17 protein-coding genes and 1 pseudogene are annotated in these 16,696 nt (G+C 33.4%); 8 read left to right on the top strand and 10 right to left on the bottom strand.

The genetic code is table 11. The features are described from left to right. Window position 1: 1 nt before the first annotated feature. Window positions 2–988 (bottom strand): DNA (cytosine-5-)-methyltransferase, encoded by a 987-nt coding sequence (gene dcm / locus CRO00_RS08875; RefSeq protein ID WP_097073336.1) that lies wholly within the window; start codon window positions 986–988, stop codon window positions 2–4. 130 nt (window positions 989–1,118) lie between these two features. On the opposite strand from dcm, the gene CRO00_RS08870 reads away from it, so the two are divergent. Further along, window positions 1,119–1,406, top strand: a complete 288-nt coding sequence (locus CRO00_RS08870; RefSeq protein ID WP_097073335.1) for a hypothetical protein — start codon at window positions 1,119–1,121, stop codon at window positions 1,404–1,406. Window positions 1,407–1,439: 33 nt separating this feature from the next. Here the strand turns inward: CRO00_RS08870 and CRO00_RS08865 are convergent, their stop codons facing one another. Beyond that, a complete protein-coding gene (locus tag CRO00_RS08865) occupies window positions 1,440–2,027 on the bottom strand; it encodes an NAD(P)H-dependent oxidoreductase (protein WP_097073334.1) in 588 nt (195 codons plus the stop codon). 118 nt (window positions 2,028–2,145) lie between these two features. On the opposite strand from CRO00_RS08865, the gene CRO00_RS08860 reads away from it, so the two are divergent. Continuing rightward, a complete protein-coding gene (locus CRO00_RS08860) occupies window positions 2,146–2,577 on the top strand; it encodes a MarR family winged helix-turn-helix transcriptional regulator (protein WP_097073333.1) in 432 nt (143 codons plus the stop codon). Here the strand turns inward: CRO00_RS08860 and CRO00_RS20125 are convergent. Beyond that, window positions 2,574–2,717, bottom strand: a complete 144-nt coding sequence (locus tag CRO00_RS20125) for a hypothetical protein (RefSeq protein WP_161946648.1) — start codon at window positions 2,715–2,717, stop codon at window positions 2,574–2,576. The two genes, CRO00_RS08860 and CRO00_RS20125, sit on opposite strands and share 4 nt — an antisense overlap. Window positions 2,718–2,787: 70 nt before the next feature. On the opposite strand from CRO00_RS20125, the gene CRO00_RS08855 reads away from it, so the two are divergent. Together CRO00_RS08855 and CRO00_RS08850 are read left to right on the top strand one after the other, a co-directional pair. Beyond that, window positions 2,788–3,522 carry an HAD-IIB family hydrolase gene (locus CRO00_RS08855; RefSeq protein ID WP_097073332.1) on the top strand — a complete coding sequence of 245 codons (735 nt, stop codon included), beginning with the start codon at window positions 2,788–2,790 and terminating at the stop codon, window positions 3,520–3,522. Window positions 3,523–3,772: 250 nt separating this feature from the next. After that, window positions 3,773–4,954, top strand: a complete 1,182-nt coding sequence (locus CRO00_RS08850; protein ID WP_097073331.1) for a NupC/NupG family nucleoside CNT transporter — start codon at window positions 3,773–3,775, stop codon at window positions 4,952–4,954. A gap of 57 nt (window positions 4,955–5,011) precedes the next feature. On the opposite strand, the gene CRO00_RS08845 is transcribed toward CRO00_RS08850, so the two are convergent. Next, window positions 5,012–6,238 carry a DUF5068 domain-containing protein gene (locus CRO00_RS08845; RefSeq protein ID WP_097073330.1) on the bottom strand — a complete coding sequence of 409 codons (1,227 nt, stop codon included), beginning with the start codon at window positions 6,236–6,238 and terminating at the stop codon, window positions 5,012–5,014. A gap of 213 nt (window positions 6,239–6,451) precedes the next feature. Here CRO00_RS08845 and CRO00_RS08840 point away from each other — a divergent pair. Beyond that, a pseudogene (locus tag CRO00_RS08840) lies at window positions 6,452–6,586 on the top strand (phage tail protein); the annotation flags it as partial. A gap of 46 nt (window positions 6,587–6,632) precedes the next feature. On the opposite strand, the gene CRO00_RS08835 reads toward CRO00_RS08840, so the two are convergent. Then, entirely contained in the window at window positions 6,633–7,976 is a 1,344-nt protein-coding gene (locus CRO00_RS08835) for a hypothetical protein (protein ID WP_097073329.1), read from the bottom strand. A 390-nt stretch (window positions 7,977–8,366) separates the two neighbouring features. Between CRO00_RS08835 and CRO00_RS08830 the strand changes: the two genes are divergently transcribed. Beyond that, window positions 8,367–9,821: a S8 family serine peptidase gene (locus tag CRO00_RS08830; RefSeq protein WP_097073328.1), complete on the top strand. Its 1,455-nt coding sequence runs from the start codon at window positions 8,367–8,369 to the stop codon at window positions 9,819–9,821. A gap of 371 nt (window positions 9,822–10,192) precedes the next feature. Next, on the top strand, window positions 10,193–11,203 hold the full coding sequence (locus CRO00_RS08825; protein ID WP_161946647.1) for an MORN repeat-containing protein: 1,011 nt from the start codon (window positions 10,193–10,195) through the stop codon (window positions 11,201–11,203). A 170-nt stretch (window positions 11,204–11,373) separates the two neighbouring features. On the opposite strand, the gene CRO00_RS08820 is transcribed toward CRO00_RS08825, so the two are convergent. The 5 genes from CRO00_RS08820 to CRO00_RS08800 all read right to left on the bottom strand — a co-directional run bounded on the left by CRO00_RS08820 (window position 11,374) and on the right by CRO00_RS08800 (window position 16,024). Then, the gene (locus CRO00_RS08820; RefSeq protein WP_097073326.1) at window positions 11,374–12,258 is read right to left on the bottom strand and encodes an alpha/beta fold hydrolase; all 885 of its coding nucleotides are present in this window, start codon (window positions 12,256–12,258) and stop codon (window positions 11,374–11,376) included. A gap of 350 nt (window positions 12,259–12,608) precedes the next feature. Then, the gene (locus CRO00_RS08815) at window positions 12,609–14,375 is read right to left on the bottom strand and encodes a hypothetical protein (RefSeq protein WP_097073325.1); all 1,767 of its coding nucleotides are present in this window, start codon (window positions 14,373–14,375) and stop codon (window positions 12,609–12,611) included. A 438-nt stretch (window positions 14,376–14,813) separates the two neighbouring features. After that, a complete protein-coding gene (locus CRO00_RS08810) occupies window positions 14,814–15,065 on the bottom strand; it encodes a hypothetical protein (RefSeq protein WP_097073324.1) in 252 nt (83 codons plus the stop codon). Between the two features lie 17 nt (window positions 15,066–15,082). Beyond that, window positions 15,083–15,652 (bottom strand): hypothetical protein, encoded by a 570-nt coding sequence (locus CRO00_RS08805; protein WP_097073323.1) that lies wholly within the window; start codon window positions 15,650–15,652, stop codon window positions 15,083–15,085. Between the two features lie 138 nt (window positions 15,653–15,790). Beyond that, the gene (locus CRO00_RS08800) at window positions 15,791–16,024 is read right to left on the bottom strand and encodes a helix-turn-helix domain-containing protein (protein ID WP_161946646.1); all 234 of its coding nucleotides are present in this window, start codon (window positions 16,022–16,024) and stop codon (window positions 15,791–15,793) included. A 178-nt stretch (window positions 16,025–16,202) separates the two neighbouring features. Here CRO00_RS08800 and CRO00_RS08795 point away from each other — a divergent pair, with 178 nt between their 5' ends. After that, on the top strand, window positions 16,203–16,694 hold the full coding sequence (locus CRO00_RS08795) for a hypothetical protein (RefSeq protein WP_097073321.1): 492 nt from the start codon (window positions 16,203–16,205) through the stop codon (window positions 16,692–16,694). The last annotated feature ends 2 nt before the right edge of the window (window positions 16,695–16,696 follow it).

The following is a 16,696-nucleotide window of genomic DNA, read 5'->3' as shown; positions in this document are numbered from 1 at the left end:
TTCACTTCCCTGCATGTGCCATTCCCCTTTTTTCCTCAACTTGTAGTAAATCATCACTTTCAATTGCTTGTATCATTTTTTCTGCAATTAATCGAACGACTGGAACAGCTACACTATTGCCAAATTGTTTATAAGCCGCAGTGTTACTAACGACAATCTTGAAAGTATCTGGAAACCCCTGCAAGCGGGCACATTCAGTTGGTGTTAATCTTCTTGGGTTTTTCCCTTCTTGAGGAATAAGAATTTCGCTTCCATCTTTATAATATCGGGCTGATAATGTTCTACTGTATGAATCGAGATCTGCAAGCCCATACCCAAATCCATTCCCTTTTTTGGCATGTTTCTCTTTATATGCTTGCAAATATGCCCATAGTTTATCAGATAACGTGTATTTATCTTCTACGTTTTCTTCTAGAATAGAACGTAGAGGCGGACCTTCTTTTGGAATTTCTGGAAATTCAAACTTTAAAGGTTTCTTAAATCCAACTATATATATACGTTCACGGTTTTGTGGAACAAGCCCTTTTGCATTTAATACTGCATCATAAACCGTATACCCTAATTCGTTTTCTAAAATATTTTTTATGACTTTAAAGGTATTTCCTTTATCATGACTCCTCAAGTTTTTTACATTTTCTAACAAAAAGGCTTGAGGGTGTTTTTCTCTAATAATACGGGCAATATCAAAAAATAATGTCCCTTGTGTTTCATCAAGAAAACCGTGATTTCTACCTAAAGAGTTTTTTTTGGAAACGCCCGCTATACTGAAAGGTTGACAAGGAAACCCTGCAAGAAGTATATCGTGATTTGGAATTTCTTTTTCATCAACGGTTCTAATATCGCCCACTGGTGTTTCTCCAAAATTTGCATGGTAAGTCTCTTGAGCTTTTACGTCCCATTCGCATGAGAAGATACATTGACCGTATTCCTCAAATGCTAGACGAATCCCACCAATCCCTGCGAACAAGTCAATGAATTTATATAACATAGTTTTATCTCCCTTCAACTTGTTCTAGTGAATTGATTTTAACATATTTTCGTGTATTATAATCGATAATGATGTTAAAATTATAAAGTTACTTTTTAACATACCCTACTAAGAAAGGGTGAAATAATGGATGAAAATCGCAATTTATTATCAAAAAAGTGAAAATGAAATTGCTGAAATGGCGATCAACCACATTAATGAATTGATTCAACTACTAGAAACCCATCATACAGTTAAAGGTGTATTTATTGATCGATATAATGAAAGTATCGAATTAATGGAATTACTTAACTCACCTTTATCTGAAATTGACTACATTTATATTAATAAACCTATAGAAAATGATTTTGATAGAGCATTAATACAACAATTATTAAGAACAGAACATTTTAAAATAAAGTATTTTAATGAGATATAGCGTTGTTGCTATGTCTTTTTTTACTTGTAAACGCTAATGGTCAAGTTGCTTAAAGTAATTATAAACTTTTTCTAATTTCTTCTCTTGTTTCCCCTTCGCACTTTCCATATTTCCAAATTCAAAAAACTTCACTTTTTTAATCCCTACAAAATTGAATAATGCCTTTTTCATTAAAACTTTATGTGCATTATTTAACCATAACAGTGGATAATGTGTTGGCCCCTTCATTGTGGAAACACATACAACAGATTTTCCCTTTAAAAGACCTTCTGGAAGTAACCCCTTTTTATCTTTATAAGCAAAATTGGAAGCAAATAATTGATCGATATATCCAAGTAACATTGCTGGCGGTCTTCCCCACCAAATTGGGTAAACAAATACAATTTTATCAGCCCAAGTTAATTGGTTTCTATATTTTTCGGTATTAGGATCAATATGCATATCACGTCTTCGTTTTTCCTCGTTAAACACTAGGAGAGGGTTAAATCCCTCTTTATATAAATCTATCACTTTTATATCTGTAATATAGGGGTTTTCACTACTTCCTTTTAATACACTTTGTAAAAAGGCATAATTCAAGCTTGTATGATTTGGATGAGTATAAACGATTAGCATTTTCATAGCGCACCTCTTACTTATCATTTGATAACCAAATAATACCACCTTTTTCATTTGTTATCAATTGATAATTGTTTTTTGATAATTTTTTTGTTACCTTTTACATTAAGAGGTGAGAGAAATGGACAAAGATATGTTATTTAATAAACTTGTGTCATTTTCGGCATCTGTACATCGTGTAACCTATGAACTAACGAAAGATGTAAAACCTGAATCTATTACCCAAGTTCAATATAAAATTTTAGAGAATATTGCAGTTAGTCAACCTGTAACACCTAGTGAAATTAATGATTGTATGCAAATGTCTATGCCAAACACTAGTCGTGAACTAAGCAAGTTAAGTGAAAAGAATTTAATTGAAAAATTTAGTGATAGTAAAGATAAACGGAAACAATCTATTCGTTTATCTTCTGAAGGGGAAGTATTAATGGATAAAGCGTTTAAGTCAATAAATTCTCGCTTTCTCGAACGTATTCAAAATATGACGAATGAGGATTTAGAGGAACTTGAACGTGCAATGGATATTTTACAGAACAAGTTATTTTATTCTTAAATATGAAAATAATGGAGCACCATTTCTTTTAGATAGTACTCCATTGTTTCATTCGTTTGATACGTTTTCAATAATAGTTGCCCTTCTACTTCATGTGGGAATTTATAGTTATATAGATTGTAAAATTTCTCTAAATCCATAACTGGAGACACCTGTCCTTTCAACAAACAGCACTTCAATCTCATTATACTTACTTTGGGAGGCGAGGAAATGAACTTTGTATTCGATATTGACGGGACACTATGCTTTGATGGTAAAACAATTCATGAAACAATTATTGATGCGCTAATAGAACTTAATGCGGATGGCCATGAAGTTATTTTTGCTTCAGCCCGACCAATTCGTGATTTAATACCCGTATTACCGCAGCAATTCAAAAAAGGGAAATTAGTTGGTGGGAACGGTTGCTTTATTTCACAAAATGAAAAGATTACAGCTAATTTTTTCACATCTGATCTATTACAACATTTATATGCAATTATTCAACAATACCAGCTTACCTATTTAGCAGATGGTGAGTGGGATTACGCATTTACCGGAAATACAACCCATCCAATATATCAAAATATTAACCATAGCTCTGCAAAAAATTACTCACTTTTAGAGCTACAAAAGGTATGTAAATTAGTTTTATTTAAACCTTCTCTAGCAATCATTGATAAGCTTAGTAGATTACCAGTAAGTATTACACCCTATAAAAGCGAAGATGCAATTGACATAAGTCCATTAGGTATTAATAAAGTATATGGACTTGAAAAACTGCACATAAGGGACTTCATTGCTTTTGGTAATGACAGTAACGATCAATGTTTATTTGAAAAGGCTCACTTTAGTGTATGTGTGGGCAATAATGATGTACGGAAATATGCATCTTTGAAGATTACGAAAGAAGAAGTAGCCAAAACAATTATTAAATTGAAAAACCAATCTCAGAGATACTGCTAAAAACAGTGTCTTTGAGATTTTTTTATAAAGCGTTTTACTATTCACCAATGCGATTAAAGCCAACCATACTGCTTAATGTAAGAATTGCCTCTAACACCTCTTCTTTAGTAGATATATTTATTTAAATAAACGATCTCCGGTTCTTTTTTATATAACATGGTTAAAATATCTATTGTATTTATAAGACAGATAAGTCGCTTATACTCAAACAATTTTATTGCTAGCGTTATTTATCATCAGGAGGTTACATATGCAATACGCTATCTCTATTTTAGGTATTTTAATTGTATTGTTTTTGGCTTGGTTGGCAAGTTCTAATCGAAAAGAAATAAAATTCAGACCAATAATTAGTATGCTTGTTATTCAAGTTCTTTTATCATTGTTATTGTTAAACACAGAATTTGGACTAATTATTATCAAAGGGATAGCTGCTGTGTTTAACGGGTTACTTAAATTTGCAAACGAGGGAATTTCTTTTGTGTTTGGCGGGATTGCAAACGAGGGAGAGTCTCCATTCTTTTTAAATGTATTGCTTCCAATTGTTTTTATTTCTGCATTAATTGGTATTCTCCAGTATCTTAAAATTTTGCCTTTCCTTATGAAGGGGATTGGAATGCTTTTAAGTAAGGTGAATGGAATGGGGAAACTCGAATCCTATAATGCAGTTGCCTCATTGATGGTCGGACAATCCGAGGTTTTCATCACTTTAAAAAAACAGCTTGGCCATCTTTCGAATCAGCGTTTGTATACTTTATGTGCTTCTGCGATGTCGACAGTGTCAATGTCCATTGTCGGAGCTTATATGACAATGTTAGAACCAAAATATATTGTCACAGCCTTAGTTTTAAATTTGTTTGGGGGATTTATCATTGCGACTATTATTAATCCGTACGAGATCAACCCTAGGGAAGATATATTAGAAATACATGAGCAGAAAAGGCAATCCTTTTTTGAAATGCTTGGTGAATATATTTTGGATGGCTTTAAGGTTGCAATAATCGTCGGGGCAATGTTGATTGGGTTCATAGCTTTAATGGCTGGGTTCAATCAAGTGTTTGAACTAATATTTAACATTTCCTTCCAGACAATATTAGGTTATCTATTTGCACCAATTGCCTTTATTATGGGAGTTCCTTTCTCAGAAGCAGTTAATGCAGGGGCGATAATGGCGACTAAGCTATTAACGAATGAATTTGTAGCGATGTTAGATTTGTCAGAAGGCAATTATAACTTTAGTGAACGAACAACGGGAATTCTCTCTGTATTTCTCGTATCTTTCGCTAATTTCTCATCTATCGGAATTATTGTAGGGGCAGTTAAAGGTCTGAATGAAAAGCAGGGAAATGCCGTTGCACGTTTTGGATTGAAACTGTTATATGGGGCCACACTTGTAAGCATCCTTTCAAGTATTATTGTTAGCTTTATTTTGTAATGACGCACAAAAAAACAACCTTCCAGACAAATTCTGGAAGGTTGTTATATTTAATAATTACTTTTTCATAGGCAAAACAAATGTAATCGTCTTCTCTTTAAATAGTGGGTTTGCTTCGCTATCTTTTAAAGGGCCGACTACAAGTTCAAACTTTTTAAAGATATCAAATTCATCCTTCCTGAATAAGAAAACTGTCAAGAATTCTGCTTTCTCACCAGGATTGAAGATACCTCTGTAACTTGGCTCTAGCATGCCCTGATTAAACATTGTTCCGCGATTTTCGTCAATGATCAATTTTCTATCAACAAAAAACTTATCAAACGGCGTATCGCTTCCATTTTCAACAGTAATCTTCGCCGTCAACGCCACAACTCCACTTTCACCAAAGTCGGAAAAACTATCTTTATATGCCTCAGTTGGTGTTATGTTAGCATATTGAACACCATTTAACGTAACTTTAACTCCATCGATTTCTTTTGTTTCATTAATATCAGCTTTATCGAAAATTAACTCTTTTTCCGCAATATTATCAGTTGTCATTTTATCTTGGTAAAGCTGTGATGAAAATGCGGCTTTTTCAACACCCTCTTCATTAAATGGAATTTTGAAAATAACATCTTCCCCTAATTTTTGCGAGACATCATCATTTAAGAATAGCGCATCAATTTTCAATGTTGGTGAGCTTAGTTTCTCAAATTGTGCTTTTGTCATGGAATGAGCGTTCATTCCAGTGAAGGTTTGCCCTTTTGAATATTGAGAAAAATTTTCTGAACTATCATCTTTAAGCCATTGATCACGATCAACAAGATGCTGTCTCGGAATGATATAATCTACCCCATCATCTGACAATAAAGAAACTCCACCAGCATAATACACATCTTCTTCAGAATTATTAACCAATGTCATTTTATATGTTAGAACGTAACCTTCATCTTCTCCATCAAAATTCGTCTTACTCGATTCGTTCATGTTAGACACATGGACAATTTGATATTCGTCAATCTGAATGGTTACATCTTTACTAAACTCATGTTTCAATTCGGGGTTTTTATTTGTATAAACAACTTCCACATCTGCATTTAAATCTTTTGCGATAAATGGATTTAAGATTGCTCCATCGTCATTGCTATTTGATTCCTTTTCTGTTTCAATCGCGTCTTCTTTTTGGTCCTCAGCTGTAACCGGTTTTACCACTTCTTCTTTAACATCTGTGTCACTTCCACATGCTCCTAATAAAAGAGCCGTCAAAATCGTTCCAAATAACGCTAATTTGTTCATTCCCATTCTTTTTCTCCTTTTACACTATGATAATAGAGATAATCATAGCATTATCGAGAAGACAATTGGTCGAATTGGTAAAAAACGGATATAAGTTCCTAACTAACACTACTGTTGAATTTAGTCCATTCGGGTATTCTTTTAGTTCATTCTTCTTATTTACCGTTATTAGAGAGAGGAAATGGATGTGATTCCTTCGAGAGAAATATTTAAGTTTAATCAGTTGGTTTTAAGCTTTCTGAGGGTATGGAAGTTCCAAATGAGTTAGAAGAGAAATTTAAATTTGCTAGGAAGAAGTCTAAACTAGCCGGAACAATTCGAGGCTCATTCTTTGTAATTAAAAATGAATACTAATACCAGCAAAACAGCATCTTCAAATTAGAAGATGCTATTTTCTATACTAGACTCTTTCATCTAAAATACTAAAGTCCTTAGAAGGTATTAAATATTGTTGTTTAATTGATGGTTCGATAGATAAGGCGTTCGTAAATGTGTTCCAATCTTGAGTTAGGATATCAATGGATCCTATAGCAAACCGATCTGAACCAAGCGTTTGTTTTAATGAATTCAATGCATTCATATAGTTGAAACGAAATTGCTCAGCTGGATTTAAAGCTAGTTGTTGGAACTTTTGAAAAGTATCTTCTAAAGCCTCATTTTTTTGTGAGAGGATTTTTTCAACATCAATTCGTTCAATAATAGCACGAAAATCATCTACCCAATCACTTTTGTTTCCCCTGTTTGCAGATAATTGTGCATTTATTTCCGGTGAAAGCTTTGTCCATTTTATTTTTGTACCGATTTTACTTTGTACAGTTTCCTGTAGCTTTTTCTTCATATTCTCAGACAAAGAAGAGTTATTTAAAAATAACGATGTTTTCCCTTGCATTTGACCAAGATAAGCACCGAGAAAGATTTCTGAATTCGTCGAGATTCCCTTTCCTATTGCATCGATAAAGGTTCCAAGTTCCTTCATATCTGTATAACTCATTTCTTCCAAAGAAAAATTTGTCGCCATGGTTTGGTCAGTGGTACTCTTTAATTCATTTTGAAATAGATGTAAAGATCTTCCCCCTGTTTCAATCATCGTTTGCCATAAGTCTTTATTTGCATCTTTGATCTTTTTTAATTGTTCACCTTGTTTTTCCATTATAGTTATAACATGTTGTTTAAAACTTTCTACATTGAATAATTTTTCTCCCTTTTCTTGACTTACTTCCTGAAAAATGGGGTTATCATTGTAAATCCAGCTTTCTTCATTATTAAAAAAACGACCAATTGACTCAGAATATAGACCAACAAGCTTTTCCTTTGCACGAGTAACCGATTGTTCAAACTGAGCTAAACGTTCTTTTAAATCTTCACCAGAAAAATTATTCTTAATTTGATCACGGTAAAATGCTTCTTTCACCACAAAATTTTGTATAAATTGTACATCGGTTATTTCCGGTTTATGAAATTCCGTTTCATTTAACATCAATTGTGGACCCACATTCATCTCAGGCTTCATAAATGTTAATCCTTCCGATTGGAAAGACATCAATAAATCATTTTCGATACTTTCCGGATTTAAAGCTACATCCTTCATCTGTTGAAAGTGGTTTTTCGCTCTCCTATTAAGCAGTTCTTCTTCCGTTATATTACTAGGTTCTAATTTCTCTTTTTGGTGTTGTCTATGAATTAATTTACTCATATTAATTTTATAACCTTCATAATTCAGCAAGGTATTTTGCTTTATAAACATTCTACATCCCCCAATCCCTAGTAAATCCTTATTATAATATCGGACTACATTTTACAAATTTTACTAGGTGTATAGGTTGTTTAAAAGGGAGGAAGTGATGTCTTGTAGCATTTTAGCCCATGTATAGTACCTCTCAAATAATATTAGATTCTTCAAAACGATAGATTGTCGATGAATCAATGAATATAAATGTGGCTTTTCTAAAACTATCCATAGTCTTATAGCAGTAATTTGTAGAACTACCATATTAACTATTAAATTGAAGGATGATAACTAGAAGTTAGGCATTTCCTCTCGTTTTTTAGGGGATTTAATATAATCCTTCCATAAGATGAATAGAGTATTAATATAGTGTTTATATTTTTTATTTCATCAAAGGAGAGAGATTACATGAAGAAAAAACTAGCAATTCTATCTATTTGTTCGGCTCTATCATTCTCTTTATTTGTTGGATTCCCAACAAAAATAACAAAGGCAGCACCTAAAACGGAGCACTATGTAGTAGCGTATAAAGGAAAGGTACCTGATAATTACTCAGAAACAATCTCTAATGCAGGAGGAACTGTTGAAAGAGTTATACCTGAAATTGGAGTTATTGAAGTAGCGTCAGAAGATCCATCCTTCCTTTCAAAAGTGAAGGAAGATAAAAACATTCAATCAGCTGGAAGAGAGCTCGAAGCATACTTAGAACCCGATCCTGATGATGCTATGAATTTTACTCCTGGTACCCCAGATGGTCAGAAAGTTACATTAGATTCAGACGCTGAAAGCTATTGGGACAAACAATGGGACATGCAACGTATAACACATGAAGGAGATTCATATAAGCTAAATAAAGGTAATCATGATACGGTTGTAGCTGTGATTGATACAGGAATTGATTTTAGTCATCCGGATTTAAAGGAAAATGTTGATTTAGCGGGATCAAAAACTTTTGTACCTGGCACAACAGATGCTTGGGATCAAAATGGCCATGGTACACATGTCGCAGGATCTATTGCAGCTAATGGAAAGGTGAAAGGTGTAGGTCCGGATTTAACGGTCAGAGCATACCGAGTTTTTGGAGCTACTGGTGGAGCACAACAATCATGGATTACCGATGCAATTGTAACTGCAGCAAATGATGGAGTAGAAGTCATTAATATGTCAATTGGGGGTTGGCGTTGGATGGCCCACAACTTAGATGAGAAAGGTGATTCTGCTTCAATGGTTGCATATCAACGTTCTATTCAGTATGCAATCCAAAAAGGTGTAACTGTTGTAGTATCTGCTGGAAATGACTCGAAAAACTTAGGTGATTTACATGATATGCAAGCCTACTGGAAGGATACTTACGGCATAGACATTAAAGGTCCATCTCGTGTTGTTCCAGCCCAAATTCCAGGGGTGATTACCGTATCTTCTTCAAATGAATGGTCCAATAATAGCATTGCCTTCTACTCAAATTATGGAAATAGTATAGATGTAGCTGCTCCAGGTGGGGATAATGGTCCATTATATGATAGTTTATATCGTCAAGATCCAACTGGAAACTATTTAGATAAACGTGATTATACTTATCGAACTTTATCTACCTACCCTACTTATCCAGTAGCAGGTGGGAATGCAACTACACAGTTCAGTGACGGACAATGGCATGGCTATTCCTATTTACATGGAACTTCCATGGCGGCTCCGAAAGTTGCTGGAATTGCTGGAGTCATCAAAGCTGTACACCCTGAGTATACTCCAGCCCAAGTGGCAGCAGCTATCAGACAAAGTTCCATTGATTTTGGCAAAGTCGGGCATGATCCACTATACGGGGCTGGCGAAGCAAACATTTATAACTTCTTATCAAATAATTAATCTTAAAAATAATATGAGCCGCTGAGTATAAGCTTAGTGGCTTTTTATTGATTACATATTTTCTTTATACGCACTAAATATGGTTTTGATAAAGAGTTTCGTAATATTCGCTATTGTTATTGATTCAAATAACTTCTTCTCTAAAAGTCTATTAGTTCAAAATGTGTAGCCCATATAAGAATGATTCACAGAAATGCCACTTTATCTGATTGAATTTTCAGTTAACTATACATATAGTTGTTTTAAAGGAATTTATTACCAAAATAAAGAGAGAATTGGTGTGTAATTTTCCCTTATCCTACCTGAATGTAATTTAGTAGGACATGCTGCGTTATAAAAGTAAGGTTAATATATCTGAGAGGGTGATTGAAGTGAAACGCATTGTTAACATCTTACTTATTTTGGGTTTGTTGCTTTCAACGGCAGTGTACTGGTCCGTTAACTCAACGAAAGTAGAAGCAGCATCTAATAAGGATACTGTGGAATACAAAAGTGGAGCCTTGTATGTTGGCCAGCTTATAAAGGGAATTCCAAATGGAAAAGGAACACTTACTTTTCCAAAGGGTTCTGTTTATAAAAAATATACCGGGGATTTCAAGAATGGGAAATTCGAAGGCAGTGGGACATTGCTATTAGCAAACGGAAAAAGTGTGAAGGGGAAATTTTTGAAAGGAACGCTTGTTAAATATGATATTAAGACTATCTTAAAATCAGGCAAATCAAATTACGGCGCATCTCTTCAAGACGGACATGCGTATGGAGATTACTTTTTTATTGCTTTTAATAACTATAATGAAAACGCAGGCACGTTTGAAGGAACAATAACATGGGATGAAGTGGTATATGGTTTTGTTGATACCATTAAGGGAAAAGTGCAAGGTGATAAGCTTGTATTCTCCCAAGTTAGTAGAACAGATAAGAATGGTAGAGTGACCGAACTTCCTGCAAATACAATCACCGTGAAAATGACAGATGTGAATCACTTAAGTGGGACATGGACCATCCCAGGAGAGGGGCAAAAGGGGAAGATTAAATTCACCATTAATCCAGGAGATGTTTCTCACTTGTTCAATACGTATCAAGTGTATGCCCCAAGCTCAACCGCAACTTTAGAAACGAAGGATTATTATATTACTACGACAAGCATTGGCGCCTTGAATGGTGGACTAATCATCCAGAGTGATGGCACTTATGTATGGAATAGTTTAATTGAAGGTAAAGTAATTAAGGGCAAGTGGCGCCAAACGAAAGATAAGGATTACCCGATCGAACTATTAAAAGGGGAACTGGGCTATAATTGGAAAGTAGGAGAGTCACCTCATCGGTTTGGCGAAATACTTTTGTGGAGTGGTTCCACATCGATGAATGCACGACCGCTCTAGATTTTTTTAAGCCTTTGTAATAAGTGCATGAAATTATTAAATTAGGATTTTACCACAGTAATTGATACTGTGGTATTTTTTATGCAACGGTGTTCTGATTAAAGCAGTACTATTGTGCTTACTTCAACTATCCTAAGTGGAATGTATATTTGTTTCTACTTATCTACTAACTAGATTGAATAGTATTTTTGTATAAATTTAAAAGCTACATTACCAGCATCATCAGGCTTCTGCATCCAAACATAAGCGTGTATTGATCCCTTAGTTTGATTAATCTCTGATAAAGGAATTAAGCTCCTAAAGTAGGTTAAACTATTTCTTATTTTCTCATTATTCGACTCTTCTTCACTTACCATAAAGAGAACGGGGCACACAACCTTTTTGTAATATTCCTCGAATTTTACTTCCCAGTATTTTTGAATATATTCAATTCTTACTTCATTTTTATAGTGACTAACATAGGAGCCGTCTATTAATCGTTCTGCACAACTAGATAAAAATTGGTGCACATGAGAGTTCCAAATTCCGTGTTTATCGAAAATGGCCCTTTCACTTGATATAAACTCTTCTAATGAGCTATAAGTATTCAGTTTTCTTTTTTCTAAAATTAGTTTAATTTTTGACTTTTCATCTTCTATTTCCTCAATACTGCCATTAAAGATTCCATATTCGCCAAACTCATTATACAAAGCCCCTTCACATGTTAAAGATAGAACAAAATCCGGATACTTTGAAGCAAGGCAGACACCTACTTCAGCCCCTAATGAACTTCCAATAACATGACAATTTGGAATTTCCAATTGTTGTAACAGGAGGAATATATCATTTGCCATATCCTCAATATGATACCCTTTCATAGGGCGACTAGATTTACCATGACCACGAAAATCTGGGGCAATAAGTTGGTAATGTTCTTGAAATAACGGAAATATACCATTCCACATATGTGATGTCCCACCACTAAAGTGGAGAAATAAAACGGTAGGTGCATTTTTCTCCGAGTATAGATAATTTAAGAAAATATTATTATCTAACCTTATTATTTTCTCTTTCATAAATTCACCCCATCGAATGGTTATCCCTGATTGAGACAAACCTATTTTTTACGCCACAATTGTTCAATAGTGTATTACCAATTTTTTCAATATCACTCATATATATTATAAAACAGCGTAGTATAATTTTACACACTACGCTGCTATTAAAGGGGAAATTATTCAACTATTTTACAGTATTAGTGATCTTAAATAGAAAACCATACTTACTTATGGTACGGTTCACCGTATCAATCTAAAGGCAATGGTTAAGATACAAAGCCAGTCGAAATTTCACTTTCCCCACAAGCAGTTATCGAGTTTGTTTGATAACTGCTTGTACAACTCTGTAGAAAATGAATGATCCAGTTTTAGAAAGCACCTCTTAATAAAAGATTAATGTATGTGTCTTGATCTAAAAGTCTACTATTACTCAATGTTTCAATGGTAGTATCAACACTATCTCTTACTTGTGCAAAAATCTGCTCCAAACTTGCAGATGAATCTTCTTCTAAGCGATGCATGACAACAGACATAGCATACTCTATATACTCATATAAATGTTTTGAGAATAAATTTGTATTATTGTATTGCATTTGACCAGAGTGTACGATCGAGTTTCTTATTCGATACAACCTATGAACATGTTGCTGAACATTCTTTTTATGCTGTTCAAGAAGGGTTGCACATTTTTTACTATCTTTTAATATATTGCAGAGCTCTCTAAGTCTGTAAGATAGCAAGATATTATGATCTTTAAACTCTTCTGTCATATTATTGAGAAACTCTTCATTCCAAAAAAGAGATAGTGCATCTTGTGGAGTCAGTTTTCCTATTTTATAGTTTCGTTCTTTATAGATTATTTCCACATCGCAACGATTACAATCTTCAAGAAAATTCTTAATTAGGCTATAAATATAGTTATGAGTTGAAAAGGCGGAAACAAACATTTTTACATTCTCTATACCACCGTCAAATTCTCTTGAATGAACAAAAGATTCAATGCCTATCCAAAGGTTTATGAATGTAGATTGAGGAGACAGAGATTCATCACTTATTCTTGTAAACTCAAATAAGCTTTTCAACTTCCTATTAACCTCTTTATCCCCAGTCTCAAGTTGATTTAGAACTCTATTCATCATAGAATCTGGAGCCCTGAATTTTCTTTTCTTAGTTGACAAATCTACTTCAACATTTCGCAAGTATTTAGGAGAATCGGGTAACAGTATGATAGGTGACGTATCAAAATCTGGAATAGGAAACCCATAGAAGTTTAATATATCTAATTTTCCGACAATTTTTTGCCAAGCATTATTTACACCAGAATAGGCATCTAAGGAATCATATACTACCCTCACATACTCTTTATTCTTAGAAATATGATTTTCTAATTCATAGTCAGAATAAGTATTCAATACTTCTTGACCAGATAAAAATTCTAATTTCAATTCAACTAACCTTGATTTTGTACCTTTTGCTAAATCCTTTTTTACTGAGAATAAAAATACAAACGGCAGTGGTTCACTACTCAACTTACTAAAAAACTTTTCAAATTTTTTACTAACACTATCCTCAGCTGTCAATAATGATTCGAAGGCAGACAAATATAATTCATCTACGGACCATCCCCTTCCCATCAGTTCACTCGCTAAGGTTTGCATAGCATTTTCTATTTCTGCGAACCGCTCTTCACTATTTGACAGCAAACCGTCTATTTCAGTGATCACCCATGTCAAGTAATGCTTTTCTATATATCGAATAACATATTCAACTTGATAAATAATTGAATAAAGCTTTGTGATGTTTTCTGCTTTTGGGGCTCTCTGAAGAGAGTTTTCTAAAATTCTTGAATATGAAACTGCATTCTTTTTAAGCACTTCATCACCATTAATAACTTTCTTCACTTCTTCAAAAACAATAAAAAGATGATTATCATTCCTTTTTATGTTACCTTCAATCATTTCTTTACAAACATAATTTAACTCTTTTAGAGCTTGATGAGTATTCAAATATCTTACAGCATATTTACTATGAGTATGTATATTGAGAAGTTCAATCCAACGTTGAATAAAAAATACTTGATTTGAGTTAAAGTCCCCATATTGCAGTATATCTATATTGTTTAATTGCCTTTCCACTTATTTCACCCCCGAAATTTTTCGTTGACATTTCACCTGGAACATGTATATAATATCTAAAGTATACCAAATAATAATAACGATAGTTAAGGAGCCCCATTGGTCTTGAGGATATTCCCAACCCTTTGGTACGCTCCTTTTATTTTAACACAGAGAAGAACATATGTTTTATAAAAGGAAGAAACTTGTTAGCAAAATACTTACAAGTTCCTTCCTTTTTTCATCCTTCTATTCCCTCATTTGAATTAGGATTGCTTCGTTCCAAAAACTTATTTCATTCCTGTTGTGATAGGTCCTGTGTTATCTTATTTTAGGTCTGATTATACTCATACAAAGCTCACACCTTTATTTATGGCTCATATTTATTTTGTAGTACGACAAATACCCATCTTCAAAAAAGTCATCCATATTATTTAAACACACTACCTTATTAAGCTGTTAAGCTGTGTCAATTTCCCTAAAATAGATTCTCAACAGTTTATTAATAAGGTTGTTCTTTTCTTTGATAGACAGGCATTTTAAATGTTTGTATACATCATCCTCAAAGTAGATTAATTCATAGCTTTTATCAAAAATTAATAATTGGTTTAAACAATTAACCTCTTTGATAATATTCTCAATTGCCATTTCTATATTAGTGGCATCTTCTGTACCACATAATTGTGTTCTAAACACATTTATATCGCTCATCTTATTCCTCCAATTTATTAACTTCTTTTTAATAATCTTCTGCTCGCATTATGTGATGCCTTCATAAAGGGATTATGTTTTTTAAATTGTCTTGTCAAATACTTTACCTCTATCGTTAATTCTGGATTTTCGGTTTGCATTTTTACAAAAAGATCAATCAATTCATTTTGTACCGTTTTTAGTGTGTCAATTTTTTTAAATACAATCTGTTTTGATAGCAACATTTCAATGTCATCCAAATCAGAATATATAGTTACACCCTTGTGTGCTGTTTCTATGTACTTAGAAAAATTTAAAAGGGCAAAAATGACAGATTTAAGTTCTCCAAACACATTTTTCCCACAAACATCCGCTGGTGAATAAACTAATTGTTGTGTCACCATCACAGAACCATTACCTACGTATGTACAAGCAACAGACATCCCATGATTCAATTTACTGCATGAGCTATCGCAGTAAATATATAACCAGCCTTGACTAAAGTATTGATTAAGTACCCATTCTTTTAGTTCTAAAGGAACTTTCTCTTCGTGGTTCCCCCAAAAAGATGGCTTTTTCACTCTCTTGACTATTCCTTTCGATTTCATTCTCACCCCTCCCAGAAATTCAACTTCCATAGTATAAAGGGAATATGAACATTTGTCAAAATATTCTGTCTTTTATAGTCAAAAGAAGCACTCATGTCCTTTATAGTCGACATGAGCGTCTTCAAAATAGTTACCTTGTTAATTTTTCTGACTATTTTCAAGTAGTTGAACTATATTGATGCATAATGCATTCGCAAGCTTGAATAAAACTTCAATACTGACATTTGTTCTCTCTCCCTTTTCTATCCGCATAATAAAAGAAGCACTAACAGTTGATTTTTTTGACAGTTGATTTAAGCTTAAAGACTGCTGTTCTCTTTTCCTACGTAATTCATCCGCAAAACCCTCAATAAATAATTCTTCATTATACAATTCTCTCACCTTCCTAATATTTTCATATAGAAAACCTGTTTCTCAAATTCTCTATTATCATAGATTTTGCCTACAAATATATAACATTACTAAAATAATTTTTCGTGAGCATTTGAATATTTCCAAGTATAAAAATCTATAATAAAAAAATTACTTTGAGAAAGGGGTTGTAGCAAAGATGAATAAAGAGCAATTTTACAGCACTCACCCTGACGAGAGGGTTGATATTATCAATGAAATGTTAAAAACACGTAGTTATTCGGAAGTCGCAAAAGAAATTGGAGTACCAGGGAGTTCATTTGGTAAAGAAATGCAACGGGGCGATTATGTTTATATTCAACGAGATAACAAGTTTTATAAATTCATAAGAGATAAAACAATGGTAGTGAGTAATAACGAAAGTGCCACAGATAATATACTGTCTTTTATTAAAGATAATCAAGACATCCTTAAAAAAATGATTTCCGACTATGAATATGGGAACAAAATGCTTATATTAGACGAACGTGTATATTCCAACAATGCAAAGTTTGAGAACAAAAGCATTAAAATGAATAATGACATTCACAAGCAATTTATTGAATTTTGCAAGAAAGACTACCCTTTCCTTACTGTTCAGGATTTAATTGCCCAGAGTCTACTTGAATTTATGGAAAAGTACAGCAAATAGAG

It is taken from the genome of Ureibacillus xyleni (assembly GCF_900217795.1).
Classification (GTDB): Bacteria; Bacillota; Bacilli; order Bacillales_A; family Planococcaceae; genus Ureibacillus; species Ureibacillus xyleni.
The sequence above is the reverse complement of the archived record's forward strand: the minus strand, read 5'-3'. Positions and strand labels throughout refer to the sequence as shown.